General features: G+C 69.8%; 20 protein-coding genes. 7 read left to right on the top strand and 13 right to left on the bottom strand.

Annotation, left to right across the window (positions count from 1 at the left end; translation table 11 throughout):
• The first annotated feature begins 39 nt into the window (after positions 1–39).
• Positions 40–864: an SAMP-activating enzyme E1 gene (gene ubaA, locus GQS65_RS00170; protein ID WP_158202655.1), complete on the top strand. Its 825-nt coding sequence runs from the start codon at positions 40–42 to the stop codon at positions 862–864.
• Positions 865–938: 74 nt separating this feature from the next.
• Here the strand turns inward: ubaA and GQS65_RS00165 are convergent, their stop codons facing one another.
• A complete protein-coding gene (locus GQS65_RS00165; RefSeq protein ID WP_158202654.1) occupies positions 939–1,367 on the bottom strand; it encodes a desampylase in 429 nt (142 codons plus the stop codon).
• Positions 1,367–2,299 (bottom strand): ABC transporter substrate-binding protein, encoded by a 933-nt coding sequence (locus GQS65_RS00160; protein ID WP_158202653.1) that lies wholly within the window; start codon positions 2,297–2,299, stop codon positions 1,367–1,369. Before GQS65_RS00160 ends, GQS65_RS00165 begins: the two co-directional genes overlap by 1 nt.
• A gap of 418 nt (positions 2,300–2,717) precedes the next feature.
• On the opposite strand from GQS65_RS00160, the gene GQS65_RS00155 reads away from it, so the two are divergent.
• The gene (locus tag GQS65_RS00155) at positions 2,718–3,536 is read left to right on the top strand and encodes a DUF6663 family protein (RefSeq protein WP_233264954.1); all 819 of its coding nucleotides are present in this window, start codon (positions 2,718–2,720) and stop codon (positions 3,534–3,536) included.
• A gap of 65 nt (positions 3,537–3,601) precedes the next feature.
• A complete protein-coding gene (locus GQS65_RS00150; protein ID WP_158202652.1) occupies positions 3,602–3,970 on the top strand; it encodes a hypothetical protein in 369 nt (122 codons plus the stop codon).
• 781 nt (positions 3,971–4,751) lie between these two features.
• Here the strand turns inward: GQS65_RS00150 and GQS65_RS00145 are convergent.
• The 3 genes from GQS65_RS00145 to GQS65_RS00135 form a co-directional block, all read right to left on the bottom strand.
• A complete protein-coding gene (locus tag GQS65_RS00145; protein ID WP_158202651.1) occupies positions 4,752–5,111 on the bottom strand; it encodes a DUF7344 domain-containing protein in 360 nt (119 codons plus the stop codon).
• A 98-nt stretch (positions 5,112–5,209) separates the two neighbouring features.
• Positions 5,210–5,908: a helix-turn-helix domain-containing protein gene (locus tag GQS65_RS00140; protein ID WP_158202650.1), complete on the bottom strand. Its 699-nt coding sequence runs from the start codon at positions 5,906–5,908 to the stop codon at positions 5,210–5,212.
• Between the two features lie 533 nt (positions 5,909–6,441).
• Entirely contained in the window at positions 6,442–7,071 is a 630-nt protein-coding gene (locus GQS65_RS00135; protein ID WP_158202649.1) for a ferritin family protein, read from the bottom strand.
• A 100-nt stretch (positions 7,072–7,171) separates the two neighbouring features.
• On the opposite strand from GQS65_RS00135, the gene GQS65_RS00130 reads away from it, so the two are divergent.
• On the top strand, positions 7,172–8,344 hold the full coding sequence (locus GQS65_RS00130; protein ID WP_158202648.1) for an MBL fold metallo-hydrolase: 1,173 nt from the start codon (positions 7,172–7,174) through the stop codon (positions 8,342–8,344).
• Positions 8,341–8,742 carry a hypothetical protein gene (locus GQS65_RS00125; RefSeq protein WP_199268364.1) on the top strand — a complete coding sequence of 134 codons (402 nt, stop codon included), beginning with the start codon at positions 8,341–8,343 and terminating at the stop codon, positions 8,740–8,742. The genes GQS65_RS00130 and GQS65_RS00125 overlap by 4 nt, the downstream gene beginning before the upstream one ends.
• Before the next feature lie 54 nt (positions 8,743–8,796).
• Here GQS65_RS00125 and bcp read toward each other — a convergent pair whose 3' ends face one another.
• Positions 8,797–9,243: a thioredoxin-dependent thiol peroxidase gene (gene bcp, locus GQS65_RS00120; protein ID WP_158202647.1), complete on the bottom strand. Its 447-nt coding sequence runs from the start codon at positions 9,241–9,243 to the stop codon at positions 8,797–8,799.
• A gap of 127 nt (positions 9,244–9,370) precedes the next feature.
• On the opposite strand from bcp, the gene GQS65_RS00115 reads away from it, so the two are divergent.
• Together GQS65_RS00115 and GQS65_RS21265 are read left to right on the top strand one after the other, a co-directional pair.
• Complete coding sequence (locus tag GQS65_RS00115) at positions 9,371–10,132, top strand: SDR family NAD(P)-dependent oxidoreductase (RefSeq protein WP_158202646.1); 762 nt, start codon at positions 9,371–9,373, stop codon at positions 10,130–10,132.
• Positions 10,133–10,264: 132 nt separating this feature from the next.
• On the top strand, positions 10,265–10,423 hold the full coding sequence (locus tag GQS65_RS21265) for a DUF7563 family protein (RefSeq protein WP_199268363.1): 159 nt from the start codon (positions 10,265–10,267) through the stop codon (positions 10,421–10,423).
• Between the two features lie 16 nt (positions 10,424–10,439).
• Here the strand turns inward: GQS65_RS21265 and GQS65_RS00110 are convergent, their stop codons facing one another.
• The 7 genes from GQS65_RS00110 to mutS form a co-directional block, all read right to left on the bottom strand.
• Complete coding sequence (locus GQS65_RS00110) at positions 10,440–11,834, bottom strand: MFS transporter (RefSeq protein ID WP_158202645.1); 1,395 nt, start codon at positions 11,832–11,834, stop codon at positions 10,440–10,442.
• 135 nt (positions 11,835–11,969) lie between these two features.
• The gene (locus GQS65_RS00105; protein WP_158202644.1) at positions 11,970–13,205 is read right to left on the bottom strand and encodes a carboxypeptidase-like regulatory domain-containing protein; all 1,236 of its coding nucleotides are present in this window, start codon (positions 13,203–13,205) and stop codon (positions 11,970–11,972) included.
• Between the two features lie 94 nt (positions 13,206–13,299).
• Entirely contained in the window at positions 13,300–14,247 is a 948-nt protein-coding gene (locus GQS65_RS00100) for a PfkB family carbohydrate kinase (protein WP_158202643.1), read from the bottom strand.
• A gap of 153 nt (positions 14,248–14,400) precedes the next feature.
• Positions 14,401–16,617: a DNA mismatch repair endonuclease MutL gene (gene mutL, locus GQS65_RS00095; protein ID WP_158202642.1), complete on the bottom strand. Its 2,217-nt coding sequence runs from the start codon at positions 16,615–16,617 to the stop codon at positions 14,401–14,403.
• Positions 16,614–17,027 (bottom strand): NUDIX domain-containing protein, encoded by a 414-nt coding sequence (locus GQS65_RS00090; protein ID WP_158202641.1) that lies wholly within the window; start codon positions 17,025–17,027, stop codon positions 16,614–16,616. The genes mutL and GQS65_RS00090 overlap by 4 nt, the downstream gene beginning before the upstream one ends.
• A 149-nt stretch (positions 17,028–17,176) precedes the next feature.
• Positions 17,177–17,479, bottom strand: a complete 303-nt coding sequence (locus GQS65_RS00085; RefSeq protein WP_158202640.1) for a putative quinol monooxygenase — start codon at positions 17,477–17,479, stop codon at positions 17,177–17,179.
• Positions 17,480–17,525: 46 nt separating this feature from the next.
• Positions 17,526–20,174 (bottom strand): DNA mismatch repair protein MutS, encoded by a 2,649-nt coding sequence (mutS, locus tag GQS65_RS00080; protein WP_158202639.1) that lies wholly within the window; start codon positions 20,172–20,174, stop codon positions 17,526–17,528.
• Positions 20,175–20,196: the final 22 nt, after the last annotated feature.

Here is a 20,196-nt window from a genome sequence, read left to right as displayed (position 1 = left end):
TACCCACGAAGTTAACCCCACAGCCACCCACTCGGGAGTATGAGCGGCCTCTCGCTCGACACCGAGCAGTTAGACCGGTACTCCCGGCACATCATCATGGACGAGGTGGGCCCGGACGGCCAGCGACGACTGCTCGACTCGCGTGTCCTCTGTATCGGCGCTGGCGGCCTCGGCTCGCCGGTCATCCAGTATCTCGCCGCGGCGGGCGTCGGCACGCTCGGTATCGTCGACGACGACGTGGTCGAGCGCTCGAACCTCCAGCGGCAGGTCGTCCACGGCGAGAGCGACGTCGGACGACCGAAGGTCGACTCCGCTGCCGACTTCGTCGCCGAGCAGAACCCCGACGTCACCGTCGAACGCCACGAGACGCGACTCACCGCCGAGAACGTCGAATCGCTCGTCGGGGGCTACGACGTCGTCGTCGACGGCTCGGACAACTTCGAGACGCGCTACCTCGTCAACGACGCCTGTACGCTCGCAGGCGTCCCGTTCTCCCACGGCGCGATTCTGAAGTTCGAGGGCCAGGTGACGACGTTCGCCGCCGAGGCGGACTCGCCGTGCTATCGGTGTATCTTCCCCGAAGCGCCGCCCGCCGGGAGCGTCCCGTCGTGTGCGGAGGCGGGCGTCCTCGGCGTTCTCCCCGGCACCGTCGGCTGTATCCAGGCCACCGAGGCGGTGAAACTCGCCATGGACTACGGCGAGACGCTCGACGGTCGACTGATCCTCTACGACGCAGGCGACATGACGTTCGACACCGCCGAAATCGCCAGGAACCCGGACTGCCCGGTCTGTGGCGAGGCCCCCGACATCACGTCGGTTCACGACGTGGAGTACGTCGATACGTGCGCGATTGGAAGCGAGTGAGCGAAGGGGACGAACGCAGTGAGTGAGAACCGCGGGAGACGCGACCGGCGAGTGAAGCGAGCCCTGAGCGGACGTCAATCGACGCGGACGCTCAGTTCCTCGAACGTCTCGCCCGTCCAGCGCCACGCGCCGAGTCGCGGTTCGGTCGCGGCCAGCGAGACGATACAGTAGACCGCGTCGGGCCACGTCGCCTGCGCCTCGTCTGTCGCGCTGGGGTCGTCGGGGCCAGCGGGATGTGAGTGGTAGAACCCCACCACGTCGTCGCCAGCGTCCTCGATGGCCCGGAGCGCGGCGAACTGTGCCTCGGGGTCGAGTTCGTAGCGTGTCTCGGGCGTCTCGGCGACGTTCGGGACGCGCTCGTGGCGCGTGACACGGCCCGGTCGTCCTCCGCCGTCACCTCCCTCGCGTCCCCCGAGGACGCCACAGACCTCCTCGGGTGCGCCCTCGCGGGCGTGTGCGACCAGCGCGTCACGAGCGTCGGTGTCGACGACGAGTTCCGCCATCAGTCGCCGGTGACCCGTTCCGGTCGTAACTCGGCGAGCGGGCGAGCGACGTCCGCCGGCGGTGACTCGAAACGTTCGGGGTGGAGCAGGCCCGCGAGATGTTCGAGCGTGTCGACGAGTCGCGGACCGGGACGGTTGACGTAGTGGTGTCCGTCCATCACGAACGCGTGCCCCTCGCGGACGGCGGTGAGGCCGTCGAACCCCTCGCGGTCGGTGAGGTCCGCGAGGTTCTCGCGGGTCTGGTCCAGTTCGAAGCCGCAGGGCGCGGCGACGAGCACGTCCGGGTCGGCCTCCCGGACGGTCTTCCACTCGCGGGGCGTCGACGCCTCGGCGGCGAGCAGGACCGCCCCGCCGGCGTACTCGACCAGTTCGGGCATCCAGTGCCCCGCCGTCATCACCGGGTTCAGCCAGTCGAGGACGGCGGTCCGGGGGCGTTCGTCGTCCGGAACGTCCCGAGTGCGCTCGCGGACCGCGTCGACCCGTGCCCGGCGGTCGGCGACCACCGCCTCGGCACGCGCTTCGCGGCCCGTCGCCTCGCCGAGGCGCCGGAGGTCCTCGAACACGTCCGCGAGCGAGTGGGGGTCGACCGTCAGCACCTCGCAGTCCAGCCCCAGGTCGTCGAGCGCGTCGTGGACGACCACCTCGTCGACCGCACAGACGTCACACAACCCCTGGGTGACGACGAGATCCGGGTCTGCCGCGGCGAGCGCCTCCCGGTCGATGGCGTAGACGCCGTCGCCGGCCGCTTCGGTGGTCTGTACCTGCTCGTCGATGTCGCCGCTGGACGCCTCGGCGTCGATGCGCGTACGGACGACGGTCGGTCGCTCGGCCGCCGCCGGGGGCCAGTCACACTCGTGTGAGACGGCCACCGGTTCGACGTCGAGCGCGTCGGCGAGTTCCGTCGCCGACGGGAGCAACGAGACGACGTTCATGCCCGCGGTTGGGGCTTCACGACCGTAAACCCGTCCGGAATAGTCTCGGTTAGAGAGTATCACACAGAGAGAAAGTATTTATCGTCGTGAATAGTAGGGCGGGGTATGCAGTCCCCCCACACCACGGAAACTCGCGCCGCAGTCCGGGCCGCCGCCGAAGACGGCGTCCGGGCGTACCTCGCCGCTCGCCGCCGGCGACACGACGCCTGAACACCCACTCGGAATCCGCCGTTCGGCCACCTCACTCGCCGGAGCGTTCGACCCCTCCGGGTACCTACGAGGCCCGATTACGATGGCTCGACTCCCCTCGGCGTCCTCCCCGAGGCGTACACCCTCCTCCGCGTCGCGTTCGACGAGCGGACGCCGCGCCGCGGCGCTCCTCGTGGGACTCGTGGCGTAGCTGCTCGCACCGGTCGACGTGTTCCCGGACGTCGGCCTCGGTGTCGGGTGGGGCGACGACCTGACCTTCGGCCTCCTCGTCCGCCGACCGGTGCTCGGCACCGTCCCCGTCGACGTGGTCGCCGAGCACCGCGCAGTCGCCCGCGAGAACGCCGCCGTCGTCGGTGGCCTCGCTATCGTCGCGCTGGGAGTCCTCGCTGCCCTCGCCGCGTGGGGGTGGGCCCCGTCTGATCGGCGGGCCGAGCGCCGAACCGACGGACCTACCCACCTCCCCGGCGTAGCGCCGCCGATGGACGAGTATCGCGTCCTCACGAGTCCGCGGGCCGACGACGAGCGACTGCTGTTGGACCCCGACACCGCCGACCCGACGTACGTCCCCGCCGCCTCCCTCGACGGCGTCGAACCGGGCAACCGGATCCGAGCGACGCTCGACTGGACCGGCGACGAACCTCGGGTCACGGACCACGAACTCGTCGAGGCGACCCGGTTTCACTTCCGACGTGACGCGACGCCGCTGTTCGAGGCCGCCGCCGACTGCTGGCAGGAGACGGTGACGAGCGGCGAGGCGATGGGCAGTCGCCTGCTCAGGAACACGGACTCGGACCCGGTCGGCGTCGTCTACGTCTTCGCCGAGCAGGCCGGCGCACGCGACCTGTTCGGCGAGTTCGCCGGCGGGACGAAGCCGCTGGACCCGCTGCTCGACGGCGTCACCGCCGACCCGCCACACGAGGTGTTCGTCCTCGACCCGGCAGACCACCGCTGTGTCGTCGTCTGCGTCGCGTTCGACCCCGACCGGCGGTTCGCGGAGACGATGCGTGACACCTACCGCCGAGTCTGACCACGGCAATCGAACACGCGCCACCGCCCGCGGCGCTTTTCACCCCTCCCGCCCTCCCCACGACCATGCCCCGGCCCATCGACGAGGCGCTCTACCACCACCTGGAGAGCCAACTGATGAGTCGGAACGTCTACCTCACGGCGGCGGGCGTCGTCGACGGCACGCTCGAACTCGTCTACGAGACGGTGATGCCCGAGGGTGGGATGGACCCCCGGCAGGTCGGGAGCGTCGTCGTCGTCCTGCGGGAGTTCGACGACTGGGAGCCACGGGACGTCGCCGCGACGGCGACCAACGCCGACGGCGTCGTCCACGGGACGTGGTTCGTCGACGAACGGTGGCTCCACGACCTCGACTCGGGCGAACTGACCGACGAGGAGTTCTCCGCGCTCGCCATCGACGCCGTCCGGTCGTGGGGGCCGCGGACGGAGGGGTGAGCGGCAGGCGAGACACGACCGACGCTCGATTCGTCTCCGTCCGATTCGCCGACCGGTTCGGTAGGAGCGGCGGTTCGGCCGTACGAGGCTGTCGGCGAGTCAAGTGAGGTCCGCCGTAGAGTCCTCCCCCGCTAGCGGAACGAACGCTTCGCCCCGGTCGGTAGCCGCTCGGATCGGCCGATAGGCGGACCGTCGAGGGGTCTCATCCGAGGCACCGACAGTAGTGTCGTACGTGAGCGAACATCGTGATAGTTAATATCGAGAGACAGTCACGGAGTTCGGTTCGATAGCCGACGGTACAAACCGCCCCTCGGTGTCGAAGGCAGCGGTTATCTGTCGAAGAGGTGTCGATGTGTCTACTCGCTCGTTGGGAAGGTGGATGGGTCGTGGGAGTGCGTTCCCACGTGCTCCGAGCGAGTCACCGCGCCGGACGCCGTGCGAACCAGTGAGAAACGTGTCTCTGACATGCCACGGTGGGGGGCCCGGCGCGGATACCCCTATAACTCTCGGCCCCCGAAACGAACGACGAACGACGGAGACGTCTTCGTGAACGCCGGATAGCCGGACAGCAGAGCTATCTCGACCCGGCGCGAGCGGGACCGACGAGTCGCTCGCCGGGATGGACGGACCGAGGCTATGGTGACGTCACGCGGAAGCTACCACCTTCGGCGACGGCTTCGTCCACGAGACGACCGCCGAGTGGTCCGCTCCCGAGCGTACACGGGACTCCGCTCACCGTCGTCGCTCTCCGGCGACCGTTCGAGCGGGTCGCGGACGGTCGCTACGCGCCGGCGACCGAACCGGCGAACAGGAAGCCGATGACGTTGATGGCGTTCTCCATCGCCCCTTCTATCGCCACGTCGTCGTAGCTGACGAGTTCGGTCTCGGAGTCGTACGTGACGAAGCCTACGGCCTCGAACTCCGGCAGATGGGTCTTCTCGAGCGCCGTCCGGACCTGCTTCACTTCGACGTCGGACGGGACGGCCGCCGACGTCTGCTCCCAGCGAGCGATTCGCCGTGCCAGGTCGTCGACGGCGACCGGGGTCCCGTTCTGTTTGAAGTACTGGAGGGCGAGACGGCGGCGGTCGTGACTCAACACCCCGAATATCCTGTCGACGGAGAAGTGGCCGTCTCCCTCCATACGCGTCCCTCTGGTTGCGATCCGTACATAGCTTTCCTTCGAGGGTGCACCATTTCTAAGAATATACTTCGGTTGCGAAGGTTTCTCCGACACTCGTATTATTGTGTGTCTCTGTCGGTGTCCCACGAGACGGGGCCGGTGCGGCCCCCGGTCCGCCCGAACTCGGGCATGAGCGTCTCGGCGATGAACGAGGAGATGCCCCGGCGGATGCGCTGGGAGAACGCGCTGTCGCTGACGTCGAACTCGGCGGCGAGGTCCCCCATCTTCGACCCCCGGGGAACCTCGAAGTAGCCGGCCCGGTAGGCGGCGACGAGGGCCTCGTACTGTTCCGTCGAGAGGTTCCCACTCCGCTCGGGGAGCGTCGGGTTGTACAGCCGACGAAGCGTGAGCGAGATGCCGGCCTCCTCGCAGGACTCCCGGAACCTCCCCAGGTCGGCACGCGTCTGGAACTGGATGCGGAAGTCCCAGACCCCCGCCGTCCCCGCCGCGGCGAGGAGCTTCGCGTCCGACGAGAGCAACGACTGGACGAGTCCGTTCACCTCGGGGCTCCACTCGATCTGGTAGAGCACCCGAGCGCCGGTCGTCGTCAGTCGGGTAACCGAGTTGGTGACCGGGTCGGCTCTAAGCGTCTCCTCGACGGCCTCGGTGTCACCGTCTCTCACCCAGAACAGGGGGATGACCGCCTCCCGCAGGGGGACGATACGTTCGAGTTCTAGCTCCACGTCGGGGAACCCATCGAGGACCCGTCCCAGTGGGAACTGACTCGCCGGGACGCTGACGTCGGCGATAACGATCATGGTAGCATCGTCCGCCAGCCCGAGGCTAAAATCAACCGGTGCGACGGGTCCGACGGGTTCACACGGCCTGGACGTGAGGCTCACCGACCACCGAACGGGCCGGCAGTCACACGACGACTCGTTTCGGTAGCGAAGGAACGGGTTATCACTCCCCCCACGAATGACGGTCTGTCTATATCGGGACCGATGGAGGGTGGGACCGACGTCGTCCAGAAGTAGACACGCGACGGGGGACAGCCGGTTCCGAAGACGGTCTCTGACAGTCCGTGACTGTCCCCTCGACGCACGTTCCACGCCGAGTCGGAACGACACACAGGTGGGTGGTTCTCGACTGACCCGGACCGCCCCGGTGTCGGGTTCGCTGTTCGGTTCCGAGACACGTGAGGGACGTCTCTCGACGCCGGCGACGGACACGGCCTCACACCGTCGGTCGCTCCGCGAGCGACCGCACGATACCGGGGGTCCCACCGACGACCGGCGACGTCGTCGTTCACGGAGAGCAGTCCTCCGAGTGGGCCCGAGTGGACCGGGAGTCAGCAGACGGGTCTCGGGTCGACGCCCAACTCCTCTAAGGCGTCGGCGTACGCCTCGTAGGCCACGTCGACGGTCTCGGTCGCCGCGTCCATCGCACGGTCCCACTCCGCCTCGGAGGCACAGAGCGTTTCGAGCAGTTCTGCACCCTCCTCGGCCATCGTCTCGGTCTCCGAGCGGAGGTCACGGAACAGGTTCGCGGTGGGTTCGTCGGCGTCGTTGACGAAGAAGTTGACCGCCTGGAGGAGCGACCGCGAGGCGACCAGCGGACGGGCGACCATCCCGGCGGCGACGCGTTCGACCGGAGCGTCGAGTCCTCGGAGGTGGTCGTGGAGCGGGTCGGCGTCGTCGTCGACCTCCTCGTCCAGTCGGTCGGCGACGCGCTCGTAGTGCTCGCGTTCGGTCTCGGCGACGGCCTCGAACGCCTCGCGGACGGCCTCGTCGTCGGTGTCGGCGGCCCACGCCTCGAACGTCTCGGCGGCACGTGCCTCCGAGCGGGCGGCGGCGGCGAGCACCGGCGTCGTGTCCAACTGGGCGTTCGTGGTGGCGACGAGCGCCTTGTCGCTCCCGAGACGGTCGAGTTTCGTCGCGCGCTCTGTCCGGAGTGTGTCGGTGAACTCGGACGCGTCCATGCCCGACACTCTCGACCGACGGGTATCAATCTCGCGGCGGGTGCGGCCTCCGGGAGCGACCGCCGAGGGGCTTATCCGACCCCGCATCTTCCTCGCACGCATGACAGAGACCGACGCCGCGGACGAGCCGGTGCTGTCGGCGACGGCGCTCCGCCAGCGACTCGACGCCGACGAGTCGCTCCGGGTGCTCGACGTCCGGAACCGCGACGAGGTCGAGGCGTGGTCCATCCCGGCCGACGACCTCGTGACGGTGCCGTACATGAAGTTCGTCGCCGCCGGCGCGACCGACGCCGTGGCCGACCTCGCCGCCGAGAACGGCCTCGACGACGGCACCGAACTGGTCGTCGTCTGTGCGGAGGGCCGAGCGAGTGCGGAGGTCGCCGACTCCCTGCGCGAGGCGGGCGTCGACGCCGTGAACCTCGACGACGGCATGGAGGGGTGGGCACGGGTCTACGAGTCGACCGTCGTGGGCGAGTCACCCCGAATCGTCCAGTACGAACGTCCCTCCTCGGGGTGTCTCGCGTACCTGGTCGTCGACGGCGACGAGGCGGCCGTCGTCGACCCGCTCCGGACGTTCGCCGACCGCTACGTCGCCGACGCCGAAGCCGAGGGGGCGACCCTCCGCTACGCCATCGACACGCACGTCCACGCCGACCACGTCTCGGGACTGCGAGCGCTCGCCGAACGGGGCGTCGAGCCGATTCTGCCGAGCGGGGCGCGCGAGCGGGGGGTAGCCGACCCGGAGCGGTTCGGCTTCCTCGACTCGGGGGACGCCGTCGGCGTCGGCACGGTCGCACTCGAAGCCGTCGCCACGCCCGGCCACACCAGCGAGATGACGACCTACCGCGTCGGCCAGACGTTCCTGACCGGCGACGGCGTGTTCGCCGACCGGGTCCCCAGACCGGACCTCGAAGCGGGCGACGAGGGCGCGGCGGAGCACGCCCGTGACCTCCACCGGACCCTGACCGAGCGACTGGGAACCCTCCCGGACCTGGTCCGAATCGCGCCGGGACACTACGACCCCACCACGGCCGACGACCACGAACGCGCCGAGGAGGAGACGCCGGGACACCTCAGCACGCTCGGGCAGGTCCGAACGCTCCCGGTGTTCGGGATGGACGCCGACGAGTTCGTCGAGTACGTCACCGACCGGATGGGCGACCGACCGGCGAACTACGAGCGCATCGTCGCCGTCAACCTCGGACAGGAACACGTCGACGACGAGGAAGCGTTCGAACTCGAACTCGGCCCGAACAACTGCGCGGCCGGATGAGCGACCCCGACGACACGGCCGTCGAGCGCGTCCGCGAGTTCCTCCTGAGCGAGCACCGCTCGCTCGTCGAGACGACGCTGGACTGTGCGGACGCCGTCGCCGAAGCCGACGCCGTGACGACCGACGCCTTCGAGCGTGCGCTCCGAGCGCAGGGCGTCGTGGACGCGCTCCCCGGCGTGCTGACCGGTGTGGCCGAGACGCTGGAGACACGGTTGCCGGCCCGACCGGTCGCCGCGCCGCCGTACGTCGTGGTCACGCGAGCGGGGCCGGTCGCACGGGCGACCCTCCCCGACCGGGGCCGACTCGTCGTCACCGTCGCGGCGTTCGAGCGACGGGACGGGAGGTGGGTCCGCCACACCGAGACGCCGGCGGCGGCGCTGACGGTCGAACTGCGCTGAGTGTCCGGCGACACGCCGACCGTGAGTCGACGGGTCGCGCCGCCGCCCGCGTCGCTACGGCAGTTCCGTGAGGACGTCCTCGGCGTGACCGTCCGGCGAGACGCCGTCGAACACCGCGACGACTTCGCCGTCGTGGACGACGAACGTGTTCCGGAACGTGCCGTCGAACGTCTTGCCGAACATGTTCTTCTCGCCGTAGGAGTCGTACTGCTCGGCGACCGCACCGTCGGGGTCCGACAGGAGCGTGAACGGGAGGTCGTACTTCTCGGCGAAGGCCGTCAGGTCCGCGACGGGGTCGTCGGAGATACCGAACACCGGCACGTCACGCTCGGCGAACGCCTCCCAGGAGTCCCGGAAGCCACACGCCTCGGTGGTACACCCCGGCGTGTCCGCACGGGGGTAGAAGTAGACCACCGCGGTCCCCGCCTCGGGGAGCGCCACGCTGTCGCCGTGCTGGTCACGCAGTTCGAACGTCGGAGCATCGTCGCCGACTGAGAGCATAGCTCGTGGTTCGGCGGCGAGCGCAAAGCCCTCCCGGTTCACCCACCCGTCAGACGACGTACCGTCCGGGCCGGACCGTCCCGTCGCCGGAGTCCGGTTTTATGCCGGGGCCGCCCGACCCCAGACCATGCGACTGGACGGTAAGACGACGTTCGTGACCGGAGCGGGACAGGGTATCGGCGAGGCGACGGCGCTGCGGTTCGCCGAGGAGGGTGCACACGTCGTGGCGACCGACGTGAACACCGAGACCGTCGGCGAGACGGCCGAGACCATCGAACAGGCGGGTGGCTCGGCGGAGGCGCACGAACTCGACGTCACCGACGGCGACCGGTTCCACGAGTTGGTCGACGAGGTGGCGAGCGAACGGGGCCTCGACGTCGTCGTCAACAACGCCGGCATCGGCCACCCGCCACAGTGGATCGAGGACACCGACGAGAGCGTGCTGGACTACGTCCTCGACGTGAACGTGCGGGGCGTCTGGAACGGCTGTCACGCCGCGTTGCCCCACATGAAAGAACAGGGGTCGGGAGCCATCGTCAACGTCGCCTCGCTGGCGGCACACTTCGGCCTGCCCCGACAGGCCGTCTACTCGCTGACGAAGGGAGCGGTGCTCAACTTCACGCGGGCGGTGTCGGCGGAGTCGGGGCCGATGGGTGTCCGCGCGAACGCGGTCTGTCCGGGGTTCGTCACGACGGACCTCGGCGAACAGTTCTTCGCCACCCGGTCGGACCCGGAAGCCGCCCGCGAGCAGATGGAACAGCGCTACGACCTGCGCCGACTCGGCGAGGCCGAGGAGATAGCCGACTGTATCCTCTTTCTCGCCAGCGACGAGTCGTCGTGGGTGACCGGCCACGGCCTCGTCGTCGACGGCGGGTTCTCGACGTCGTAGCCCCGCCCGCTGGCGAGTCGCTCGCGGGGGATGCTAGCCTGTTAGCTAGCCGAAACGAGCGACCACTAACCCGTTACGTGGACGGCTTATCGGGATACTCTCCCAACGTCGAACCAGTAGGTCCACGAAACGATGCCACACTGCACACACTGCGACGGCCACGTCTCACAGCGGTTCACTACGGTCTTCGGCGACGCGAACAGTCGCGTGTTCGCCTGCCCCAACTGCTCGGCGAACGACGGTATCGTCGACGTCTCGCGGAGTCGCGCCGGCCTCCGCTGGCGGGCGTGAGCGACGGCCCACCCCGTCACGCGGCGATGGCGTCCTCGAACTCCTCGCCGAAGACGAGGAACAGCACGACGCCGAGGAGACCCACCGCACTGGCGACGGTGAACGACAGTTCCGGCGAGACGGCGTAGAGCACGCCCCCCAGCGCCGCACTCGGGACGACCAGCAGGTTCCGGACGAGGTAGTACGACCCCGTGACGCGCCCGCCGGCGTCCGTCTCGGCGGGGCCGACGACGAGCGCCTTGTGAGCGGGCAGACCCGCGAACCGCAACCCCGAGAACGCGAACAGGAGTGTCACGACGGCGGCCTCGGCGGACGCCGGGACGGCGGTCGGAACCGAGACGAGCAACACCGGGAAGACGGCGTAGACGGCGAACCCGAGCGCGACGACCGGTTTCAGCCCGACGCGTCGGGAGAGCGCGGCGACGGGAGCCATGGTCAGCAACGCGACGGCCATCTCGACGGCGAGCAGGACGCCGAAGAACGCCGCCGGGCCGAGACGGCCGACGACGGGCAGCGTCACGCCCACTTCGAGGAACTCGACGACGACGACGACGACGAAGGTGTAGACCATCCCGTTCCCGAAGCGCACCAGCGTGTCACCGACGAGCAACGGCGGGAGTTCCGACGGGAGCGAGCGCAGGTCCGTGACGACCCCACCCACGCCCGCGAACGACTTCCCGAGCGTGTCCTCGCTGGCGTCGTAGAGGACGTGCTGGGCGACGGTCCCGACCAGCGAGACGGTCGCTGCGACGGCGAGGACGACCCGAAACCCGTCCTCGAAGCTGTACGCCGCGAGGACGGCCGCCGCGAAGAGCGGGCCGAGCAGGAAAGCGAACCTGCGGACCGTCTCGGTGGAGGCGAACCCCGTCGCCAGTCGTTCGGGCGTCGTCGCCTGTTTGACGACGGCGAACGTCGCCCCGAGGCCGAACGACTTCCAACACTGGGCGAGCAGGAGGCCGAGGAAGATCCCCACGGGGAGCGTCAGTTCGGGGAGCGCGTAGGGGCCGAGGGCGGCCGACCCGAGCGTGTACGGCCCCAGCGTGACCGGCGCGGTGGTGACGACGCCGAACAGGTCGGCGAACAGCCAGACGACGAACCCGAGCGTCGAGAGGAGACCGAACAGCGTCAGCGCCCGCCGGGAGCCGAGACGGTCCGACAGCGCCCCGCCGGGGTACGGGTACGCGAAGCTGACGACGTTGCCGAGCGTCCCGAACAGGCCGATGACGACCGGACCCGCCCCGAACAGACGGAGGTACTCCGGAACGTAGCGACTCGTCATCTGGAAGGCGAGGCTGAACGCGAACATCGCCAGCGAGAGGACGAGGACGTCACGCTCGAAGGAGACGACCTGTCGAAGCACGCTACGGACGCCCGACTCGGCGTCCGTCTCCGACTCCGTGCCGGTTGCCATATCTCACGACACACACGGCCGGACCAAGAAGCCGCCTCTGTTCGACAGACGGTGGTCCGGTGAAAGATAGAGACACGGGGGTCGACGTGGAGCGCCACGACGGGGAGGAGCGGGGGGCGTGGAGTCCGTGCCCCGTCAGCGACGGCGGGTGAGGAGACCGACCGTCCCGAGGAGCGCGAGAAGCGCGAGGACGACGCCGAAGCCGGGCCCCGTTCCGGAGGACTCGGTGGTCGTGGTCGGGTCGTCGATACCGGTGGGTTCGGCCGTCGCCGTCGCGGTGGCAGGGTCCTGTGCCTGCTGGGCACCGGAGACGCCCTCGACGACGATGGCGTCGGCGGTCACCTCACCCTTGACCGCGGTGACGTCGTGGTCGCCGGCGCTGTCGATGGGGAGACGGGCGGTTCCCTGCGAGTCGGTCGTGCCGACGGCCTCGCCGTCGACCCGGAGGGTCGCGTCCGCGACGGCGTCACCGTACTCGTCGGTGACCTGCACCTCGACGGTCTGGTCGACCACGACCTGCGTGTTCGCCGGGACGACCGACAGCGCGGGCGTGCGCTGGATGGCGAGCGTCGTCGTCTCGTCCTCCTCGCCGATACTGACCGTCCGGGTGGCCGTCTCGTAGCCGGGTTTCGACACCCGGACCTCGAACTCGGTGTTGACGGGGACGCTCACCGCACGCGTGCCGTCGTCGGAGGTGTTGAACTGGCCGAGCGACCCCACCTTGACGGTCGCCGCTTCGAGCGCACGAGGCTCCTCGAAGTGGTCGTCGACGACGCCGAAACGGGCGGTCACCTCGCCCTGCTCGATGGTGACCGGCTGGAGCGAGAACGACGACCGGACGGTCAGCGACTGTTCGGTGGCGTAGTAGCCGGGTTTGACGACCCGGAGGTCGTAGCCCCCCTGTTCGAGGGATGCGGCGTTGAACCCGCCGTTCTCGTTGGTCTCGCCGTGGGTGATGGTCGTTCCGTTCTGGCTGACGATGACGCGAGCGTCCGAGAGCGCCTCGCCCCCGGCCGACTCGACGCGGACCGTCGCGGAGCCTTTCTTCGCCACGTCGACGGTCACGTCACCCCCCTCCGCGGAGGGGACCATCTTGGGGAGGTTGCGGACGTAGTCGTCGTCCTCGATGGTGAGGGCGACGCTCGCGCCGCGCGGAACGTCGATGAGTGCCTGGCCGTTCGAGCGGGTCGTCTCCGTCGCGTCACCGCCGTCCCAGCTCGCGGTCAGCGTCGCACCACCGACGCCGGTGCCGTGCTGGTCGACGACGGACACCGTCAGCGTCACCTGCTCTTGTGGCGCGGTAGCCGCGGCCGGAGTGACCACCGACACGAGGAGCAACAGGGCGACCAACAGGACGTACTTGGTTCGCATACTTTCGGCTGGGGAGTTTGGTTACTAATCAGTATCGTCTCACATGATTACCATCGTCTCGGTCGGTCGGCTATCGTGGCCGAGAGCCGCCGTCTCAGCGCTCCGCGGCGTCCATCGCGTCGAGGACCGACCGGTACTCCGTGTCGGTGGCGGTGAGCGTCGGTCCCGCGACGGTCCGGGCGAGCGTCGCCCCGGCGACGCCGTAGTCGAGCGCATCCGCGACGCTACCTCCATCGAGCGACCGCGAGAGGAACGCCCCGGCGAACGCGTCGTGTGACCCGCTGGGGTCGGTGACGGGCGTCTCCACGGCCCGCCGTTCGTGGACCGTCGACGCCTCCCAGACGATGGCTCCACGCTCGCCGCGCGTGATGGCGACCCGCTCGACGTCGTAGCGGGAGGCCAGCGAGTGCGCCATCTCCCGGACGGTCTGGTCGGGGCGCTCGACGAGTCGTTCCGCGTCGGCCTCGCGGGCCACGAGCACGTTGACGTCCGGCAGCACACGGTCGGCGGCCTCGCGGGCCATCCCCTCGGTCCACCGGCCGCGGTCGGTCAGCGAGAACGCCGTCCGGACGTCGTTGCTCGCGGCGGTCTTCATCAGCGTCGCGCAGGTCCGGGCGAGGTCACCCGACAGCGCCATCGTCGCCGCCGAGGTGTAGAACGCGGCCGCACCGCTCAGGCGACGGATGGCGAGGTCCTCGGCGTCGACGCTCGTCACCGCGGTGTCGGCCGCGTCGTCGACCGCTCCGTCCGGACGGGGGCCGCTCCCGCGCTCGAAGAATCGGACACCCTGTCGCCCCTCGTGGGCCCACGTCACGTCCACGTCGACGCCGTAGCCACGGAGTGCGCCGGCGACACGCCGGCCCAGCGACGAGTCCGGCAGTTTCGAGAGCCACACCGCGTCCGTGCCGAGCGCCGCGGCGGCGACGGCCGCGTTGCTCTCGACGCCGTCGACGCGGACCCGGAGTCGGTCGGCGCTCGACAGTCGGTCGCCGGTCGGTGGGGCGAGCCACAGCGACGCCTCGCCGAACGTGACGAGCGTCACTCGTCCGCCCCCTCGTGTGGTCGGTCGGTCGACCTGTCGGAAACACGAATCATAGTCGCGGCAAGGGAGTGGGGGGAGAAAGTCGTTCCGCCGCGGCGGTGTGGCGACCGACGGAGCGTCCCCCCGTACGGCGCTCGACCACCCCGGCCGCCGTCAGAGGCCGTCACGCCGCCCGCCGTGGCCGGGGTAGTCGCGCTCGAAGCGGTCCTCGATAGCCGAGCGGTCGAACGCGACGACGGTGGGCCGGCCGTGGGGACAGGCGTACGGGTTCTCGCAGTCGTCGAGCGCCGACAGCAACTCGACGACGGTGCCCTCCCGGAGCGACGTGTTGCCCGTGATCGAGGGGTAACACGCCAGGTCCGCGAGCAGTTCGTCGGCCGCCTCGGCCACCGTCGACGCGCCGTCGCCCGCGACGAACGCCGTCAGCAGGTCCGGGACGAGGCCCTCGTGGCCCGTGAGCAGGGCGGGCACCGACCGGACGGCGACGGTTCGGTCGTCGACGAGTTCGACGTCGAACCCGAGTTCCGCGAGCGCCTCGCGGTGGGGGTCGAACAGCGTCGCTTCCCGCGCCGTGAGTTCGAGTTCGACCGGTTCGGCGAGCGTCTGACTCGTCACGCCGTCGGCGAACTCCCGACGCAGGCGCTCGTAGTTGATGCGCTCGTCGGCGGCGTGCTGGTCGACGAGCAGGAGGCCGTCGTCGGACTCGGCGACGAGGTACGTCTCGTCGTACTGGCCGAGCACGCGCAGCGGCGGGAGACGGTCGTACTCGGGGGCGGGGTCACGGTCGGAGAGTCGGGTCTGCTCGACCGGCGACCGGAACTTTCGGGCCGAGTCCGACGAGCGCCCCGTCTCACGGTCTCCACCGGAAGCGAAGGGGGTTCGGGACGGACTGACACGCCGCTCGTCGTCGCCCCGCTCGGAGACGGCCGTGCTCCCGTCCTCGGACGACGAGGACGAATCGGCGTCGACACCCGGCGGCGACTCGCCCGACGCGTTCGACGCGTCCGACGACGCCCGACGACCGGCCCCCGCGGCGGGGCGACGACGGGCCCTCCCTCCACCCGACCGGGTGGTCGGTGTGTCGGGGACGCCACGGGGGTCCGCGCCGAGCGGTCCGTCCGACCGCCGTGTCTCGTCGTCGGCCCTCGCGTCGGTCGGCGCGGTGTCGCCGGGCGGGGCCGTGGTGTCAGGAGTCGACGAGCCCGACCGGTCGGCCGTTTCGTCCCCCTCGTCGGCGCGTTCGGGGGAGATTTCGGTCTGCTCGGGGGCCGAGCGACCCCGCGGGGCACGACTCCGAATCAGCCCCGCGTCGAGCAACGACCGCTTCACGCTCTCACGGACCTGTTCGCGGACGCCCGCCTCGTCGGCGAACCGAACCTCCAGTTTCCGCGGGTGGACGTTGACGTCGACGGTCGACGGGTCCACGTCGAGGAAGACGACGGCGAACGGGTAGCGGTCGGGTGCGAGCTGTCCGCCGTAGGCGTTCACCACCGCTTCGCGGACCGCACGTGCGGTCACCCACCGGCCGTTGACGAACGTGGCGACGTACTCCGAACTCGCGCGGGTCGTCTCGGGATGACTGACGAGACCGGAGACGGCGTCGAGCGGACCGTCCGGGGTGTCGGCCTCGACGGGTTCCATCGCGCTCGCCACCTCGCGGCCGTACACCGCCATGACCGCCGAGCGCAGGTCACCGAGTCCGGTCGTGGCGAACCGCTCGCGGCCGTCGGTCTCGAAGGTGACCGCGACGTCGGGGTTGGCGAGGGCGTAGCCCGTCACGACCCGCTGGACGTGGTCGGTCTCGGTGGTCGGCTGTTTGAGGTACTTCCGGCGGGCGGGGACGTTGTAGAACAGGTCCTCGATGGCGACGGTCGTCCCAGTGGGACAGCCAGCGGGGCCGACGTGGGTCGTCTCACCGCCCTCGACGCGAACCTCGGTGCCCCGATCACCCGACCGGGGTCTCGTCGTGATGGTCAGCCGCGACACCGCGCCGATGGCGTAGAGCGCCTCGCCACGGAAGCCGAGCGTGCTGACGCCCGCCTCCAGGTCGTCGATGTCGCGGATCTTCGAGGTGGTGTGTTTCTCGACGGCACGGGTGGCCGCGGCCTCGTCCATCCCGTGGCCGTCGTCCTCGACGTGGATACCGTCGACGCCGCCGTTCTCGACGCTGACACGAACGCGGGAGGCGTCGGCGTCGATGGCGTTCTCGACGAGTTCCTTGACGACGGAGGCCGGCCGTTCGACCACCTCGCCGGCGGCGATGCGCTCGACGGTGGTCGCGTCGAGTTGCCGAATCTCGGGCGCGTCGGAACCGTCCGGAGCGTCCTCCGTCGCTCCGTCGTCGGTCGGACCGTCACCGCCGTCGCTCATCGCCCGCTCACCGCGCGTTCGATGGCGAGACCGAGGCGCTGGCCGCGGACCTGTTCGGCCGCCGCCGCCGGCGTGAGCCAGACGTAGTCCTCGTGTTCCTCGTTGAGCGTCACCGACCGCTCGTCGGCCCGGCAGCGGTAGACGACGGTGAACATCGGGTCGCCGTCGTCGTTGCGCCAGAGATCCGTCGCGGTGAGAACGGGTCGCTCGACGCGTACGTCGAGACCCGTCTCCTCGTGCATCTCGCGGCGAAGTGCGTCCTCGGCCGTCTCGCCGTCGTTGATACGACCGCCGGGAACCACCCACGTCCCTCTGGGGTGCTGGACGAGCAGCACGTCGCCCGTCGGGCCGACGGTCACGGCCTTCTGCGTGACGTTGCACAGGAAGTGCGTCTCCGTCGTCTCGCTCACGGTCGAGCCCTCCGTCGGCCGCCCGCACGCACGGCCGTCCGTCCTCGGCTCGTGGAAATCATGCTCTCACGTCAGTGCGAGGCCGTATCAATCCGGCGTTGACGCGGTCGGCCGCCGTGACCCTCCGACCGGGGACGGCCGGGCCGCCCTCACATCAACTGCGTCGAGTCCGACACCTCGTACTTGTAGAGTTCGACCGGTCCGCCCGCGAACTCCCCGACGTTCCCCTGGAACGCCTCGAAGTGCTCGCTGGTCATGTGGGCCTCGACGCCCGCCTCGTCCTCGTACTGCTCGATGATTCTGACCGTATTCTCGTCGTCCACGTCGGTCGTGACGCGGTAGTCGACGACCCCTTCTTCGGCGCGGGACTGCTCGCCGAGTTCGGTCAGCGCCTCGATGGCTTCCTCGCGGCTGTCCGGGTCGATGGGGATGATGGCGTACTGGAGTATCATCGGCCGACCAGTCTCCCCGCGGGGACAAAAACCTCCCCTCCGGACGTCAGTCGTGGTCGTCCAGCCGTCGCTGCCACTCCTGGACGGCCGAGACGAGGTCGATGGGCGACGTGGCGGTGAGGTCCATCCCACGGAGTTCCGAGAGGACGGCCTCCGTCTCGGGGTCGAGCGCCGGGGCTGGGTCGTTCTCCGCCGTCTCCCTCCCGCCGTCCGCGCTGGCCGGCCCCTGGAACGACCCAGACCCGAGGTCGAACACCGCCTGTACTGGCTCGCCAGCCCCCGACTCCGCCCCCTTCGCCTCGATGGCCTTCTCCTCGCGCAGACGGTCCAGTACGTCGCCCGCCCGCTCGACGACCGGACCCGGAACCCCGGCGAGGTCCGCGACGTGGACGCCGTAGGAACGGTTCGTCGCCCCCTCCTCGACGGTCCGCAGGAACGTCACGTCGCCGTCCGACTCGTCCACACTCACGTGGACGTTCGCCACACGCGGGAGGTGCTCGGCCAGCCCCGTCAGTTCGTGGTAGTGGGTGGCGAACAGCGTCTTCGCGCCGACCGTGTTGTGCAGGTACTCCGTGGCGGCCCACGCGATGGAGATACCGTCGTACGTCGCCGTCCCGCGACCGACCTCGTCGAGAATCACGAGCGACTCGTCGGTGGCGCTGTGGAGGATGTTGGATAGCTCCTGCATCTCGACCATGAACGTCGAGCGGCCCTGTGCGAGTTCGTCGAGCGCCCCGACGCGGGTGTAGATACCGTCGACCACTCCCACCGTCGCCGCCCGCGCGGGGACGAAGCTCCCGACCTGTGCGAGCAGGGTGACGAGCGCCGCCTGCCGCATGTACGTCGACTTCCCGCTCATGTTCGGGCCGGTGACGATGAGGAAGCGTCGCTCGGCGTCCAGATGCAGGTCGTTGGGGACGAAGTTCACGTCGGTCTCGACGACGGGGTGGCGGCCCGCCTCGACGTGCAGCGGACCCGACTCGACCAGGTCCGGACGGGTCCAGTCGTTCCGGACGGCGTGGGTGGCGAGACTCGCCAGCGTGTCGAGTTCGGCGAGCACCCGACCCACGTCCTGGAGCAGTTCGGCGTGGGCGGCTACCTCGTCGCGCAACTCGCCGAACAGTTCGTACTCCAGTTCACCGCGTCGCTCTTCGAGACGCAGGACCTCGCGTTCGCGTTCGCGGAGTTCGTCGGTGACGTATCGCTGCGAGTTCTTCAGCGTCTTGATGCCCTCGTAGCGTTCGGGCACCGCGTCGGCCTGTGACTTCGCCACCTGGATGTAGTAGCCGTCGGTCTTGTTGCGGTCCACGGAGAGCCGTGCGATACCCGTCGCCTCGCTCTCGCGGTCGGCGAGCGTGTCGAACCACTCCAGACACGCCTCGTGACGGGCGACGAGGTCCGCGAGTTCCTCGTCGTAGGCGGGTCGCAACAGCCCACCCTGCGTGACGGTGTTCGGCGGGTCCTCGGCGAGTGACTCGTCGAGCGTCGCGTGGAGGTCGGCCGCCGCCTCCCGGTCGACGCCGTCGAGCACGTCGGCGACGGGCGAGTCCGCGAGTCGCGGCGTCGAGTCGAGCAGGTCCCCGAGCGGGTCGAGCAGCGCGAGCGTCTCCTTCACTCGAAGCAGGCCGTGCGCGTCGGCACTCCCCGACACCGTCCTGCTGGCGAGGCGTTCGAGGTCGTAGGCGTCCGCGAGCGTCTCGCGCAGTTCCTCGCGGGCGAGCGCCGCCTCACAGAACGCGCCGACACAGGCCTGCCGGCGTTCGAGTTCTCCTCTCGCTCGGCGGGGGCGGCCGAGCCACTGTTTGAGCAAGCGTCGACCCGCGCTCGTCTCGGTGTGGTCGACCGTCTCGAACAGCGACCGGCCCGCACCCGTCATCGTCTCGGTGAGTTCGAGGTTGCGCTGGGTGGTCGCGTCGACGGCGACGTGGTCGTCGGGCGTGTACGTCCCGAGACGCGTCACCGACGCCAGCGCTCCCGTCCCGGTCTCCGCGAGGTAGTCGAGTGCGCCACCGGCGGCCTGCACCGCGAGCGTCGAGTCGAGGGCCAGTGCGTCCTCGACGTCGCCGAACTGCTCGCGGAGCGTGTGGCGGGCGCGACCGGGCGCGAACGCGTCCGTCGCGTGCAGCGTCAGTGTCGCCTCCGTCCGCTCGCGGACCGTGTTGAGCAACTCGTCGTCCGTGCGAACGGCGGGGCCCGGGACGATTTCGGTCGGTGCGAAGCGGTACAGTTCGGTGAGGACCGCCGCCCGGTCCGCGACGGCCGTGACGTGGAACCGCCCCGTCGTCACGTCGACGAACGCGAGGCCGTACTCGTCGCTCCCGTCGCCCGCGACGACGCTGGCGAGGTATCGCGCGTCGGCGTCGCTCGTCTCCAGGAGCGTGCCGGGCGTGACGACCCGCTCGATACGTCGTGCGTGGCCGTCGTCGGTCTCGTACTGGTCGGCGACGGCCACGCGGTAGCCGCGTTCGACCAGCGCGCTCAGATACGGCGTCAGGTCGTCCAGCGGGACGCCCGCCATCTTGTACGCTTCGCCCCCCGAGGAGCGCTCCGAGACCTTGAGGTCCAACTCGCGGCCGACCAGTTCGGCGTCCTCGTGGAAGAACTCGTAGAAATCGCCCATCTGCATCGCCAGCACGTCCGCATCCGTCTCCGCCTTGAGCGCGAGATACTGCCCGACGATACCCTCCGCAGTCATTGCACGGGACTGTCGCGGGATG

Origin of the sequence: Halomarina oriensis (assembly GCF_009791395.1) — an archaeon.
In the GTDB taxonomy this organism is placed as follows: Archaea; Halobacteriota; Halobacteria; order Halobacteriales; family Haloarculaceae; genus Halomarina; species Halomarina oriensis.
The sequence above is the reverse complement of the archived record's forward strand: the minus strand, read 5'-3'. Positions and strand labels throughout refer to the sequence as shown.

Excerpts from the sequence above, each read along its gene's own strand:
- ubaA (WP_158202655.1), top strand. The coding sequence starts at position 40 with ATGAGCGGCCTCTCGCTCGACACCGAGCAGTTAGACCGGTACTCCCGG.
- GQS65_RS00165 (WP_158202654.1), bottom strand. The coding sequence starts at position 1,367 with ATGGCGGAACTCGTCGTCGACACCGACGCTCGTGACGCGCTGGTCGCA.
- GQS65_RS00160 (WP_158202653.1), bottom strand. The coding sequence starts at position 2,299 with ATGAACGTCGTCTCGTTGCTCCCGTCGGCGACGGAACTCGCCGACGCG.
- GQS65_RS00150 (WP_158202652.1), top strand. The coding sequence starts at position 3,602 with ATGCCCCGGCCCATCGACGAGGCGCTCTACCACCACCTGGAGAGCCAA.
- GQS65_RS00145 (WP_158202651.1), bottom strand. The coding sequence starts at position 5,111 with ATGGAGGGAGACGGCCACTTCTCCGTCGACAGGATATTCGGGGTGTTG.
- GQS65_RS00140 (WP_158202650.1), bottom strand. The coding sequence starts at position 5,908 with ATGATCGTTATCGCCGACGTCAGCGTCCCGGCGAGTCAGTTCCCACTG.
- GQS65_RS00135 (WP_158202649.1), bottom strand. The coding sequence starts at position 7,071 with ATGGACGCGTCCGAGTTCACCGACACACTCCGGACAGAGCGCGCGACG.
- GQS65_RS00130 (WP_158202648.1), top strand. The coding sequence starts at position 7,172 with ATGACAGAGACCGACGCCGCGGACGAGCCGGTGCTGTCGGCGACGGCG.
- GQS65_RS00125 (WP_199268364.1), top strand. The coding sequence starts at position 8,341 with ATGAGCGACCCCGACGACACGGCCGTCGAGCGCGTCCGCGAGTTCCTC.
- bcp (WP_158202647.1), bottom strand. The coding sequence starts at position 9,243 with ATGCTCTCAGTCGGCGACGATGCTCCGACGTTCGAACTGCGTGACCAG.
- GQS65_RS00115 (WP_158202646.1), top strand. The coding sequence starts at position 9,371 with ATGCGACTGGACGGTAAGACGACGTTCGTGACCGGAGCGGGACAGGGT.
- GQS65_RS21265 (WP_199268363.1), top strand. The coding sequence starts at position 10,265 with ATGCCACACTGCACACACTGCGACGGCCACGTCTCACAGCGGTTCACT.
- GQS65_RS00110 (WP_158202645.1), bottom strand. The coding sequence starts at position 11,834 with ATGGCAACCGGCACGGAGTCGGAGACGGACGCCGAGTCGGGCGTCCGT.
- GQS65_RS00105 (WP_158202644.1), bottom strand. The coding sequence starts at position 13,205 with ATGCGAACCAAGTACGTCCTGTTGGTCGCCCTGTTGCTCCTCGTGTCG.
- mutL (WP_158202642.1), bottom strand. The coding sequence starts at position 16,617 with ATGAGCGACGGCGGTGACGGTCCGACCGACGACGGAGCGACGGAGGAC.
- GQS65_RS00085 (WP_158202640.1), bottom strand. The coding sequence starts at position 17,479 with ATGATACTCCAGTACGCCATCATCCCCATCGACCCGGACAGCCGCGAG.
- mutS (WP_158202639.1), bottom strand. The coding sequence starts at position 20,174 with ATGACTGCGGAGGGTATCGTCGGGCAGTATCTCGCGCTCAAGGCGGAG.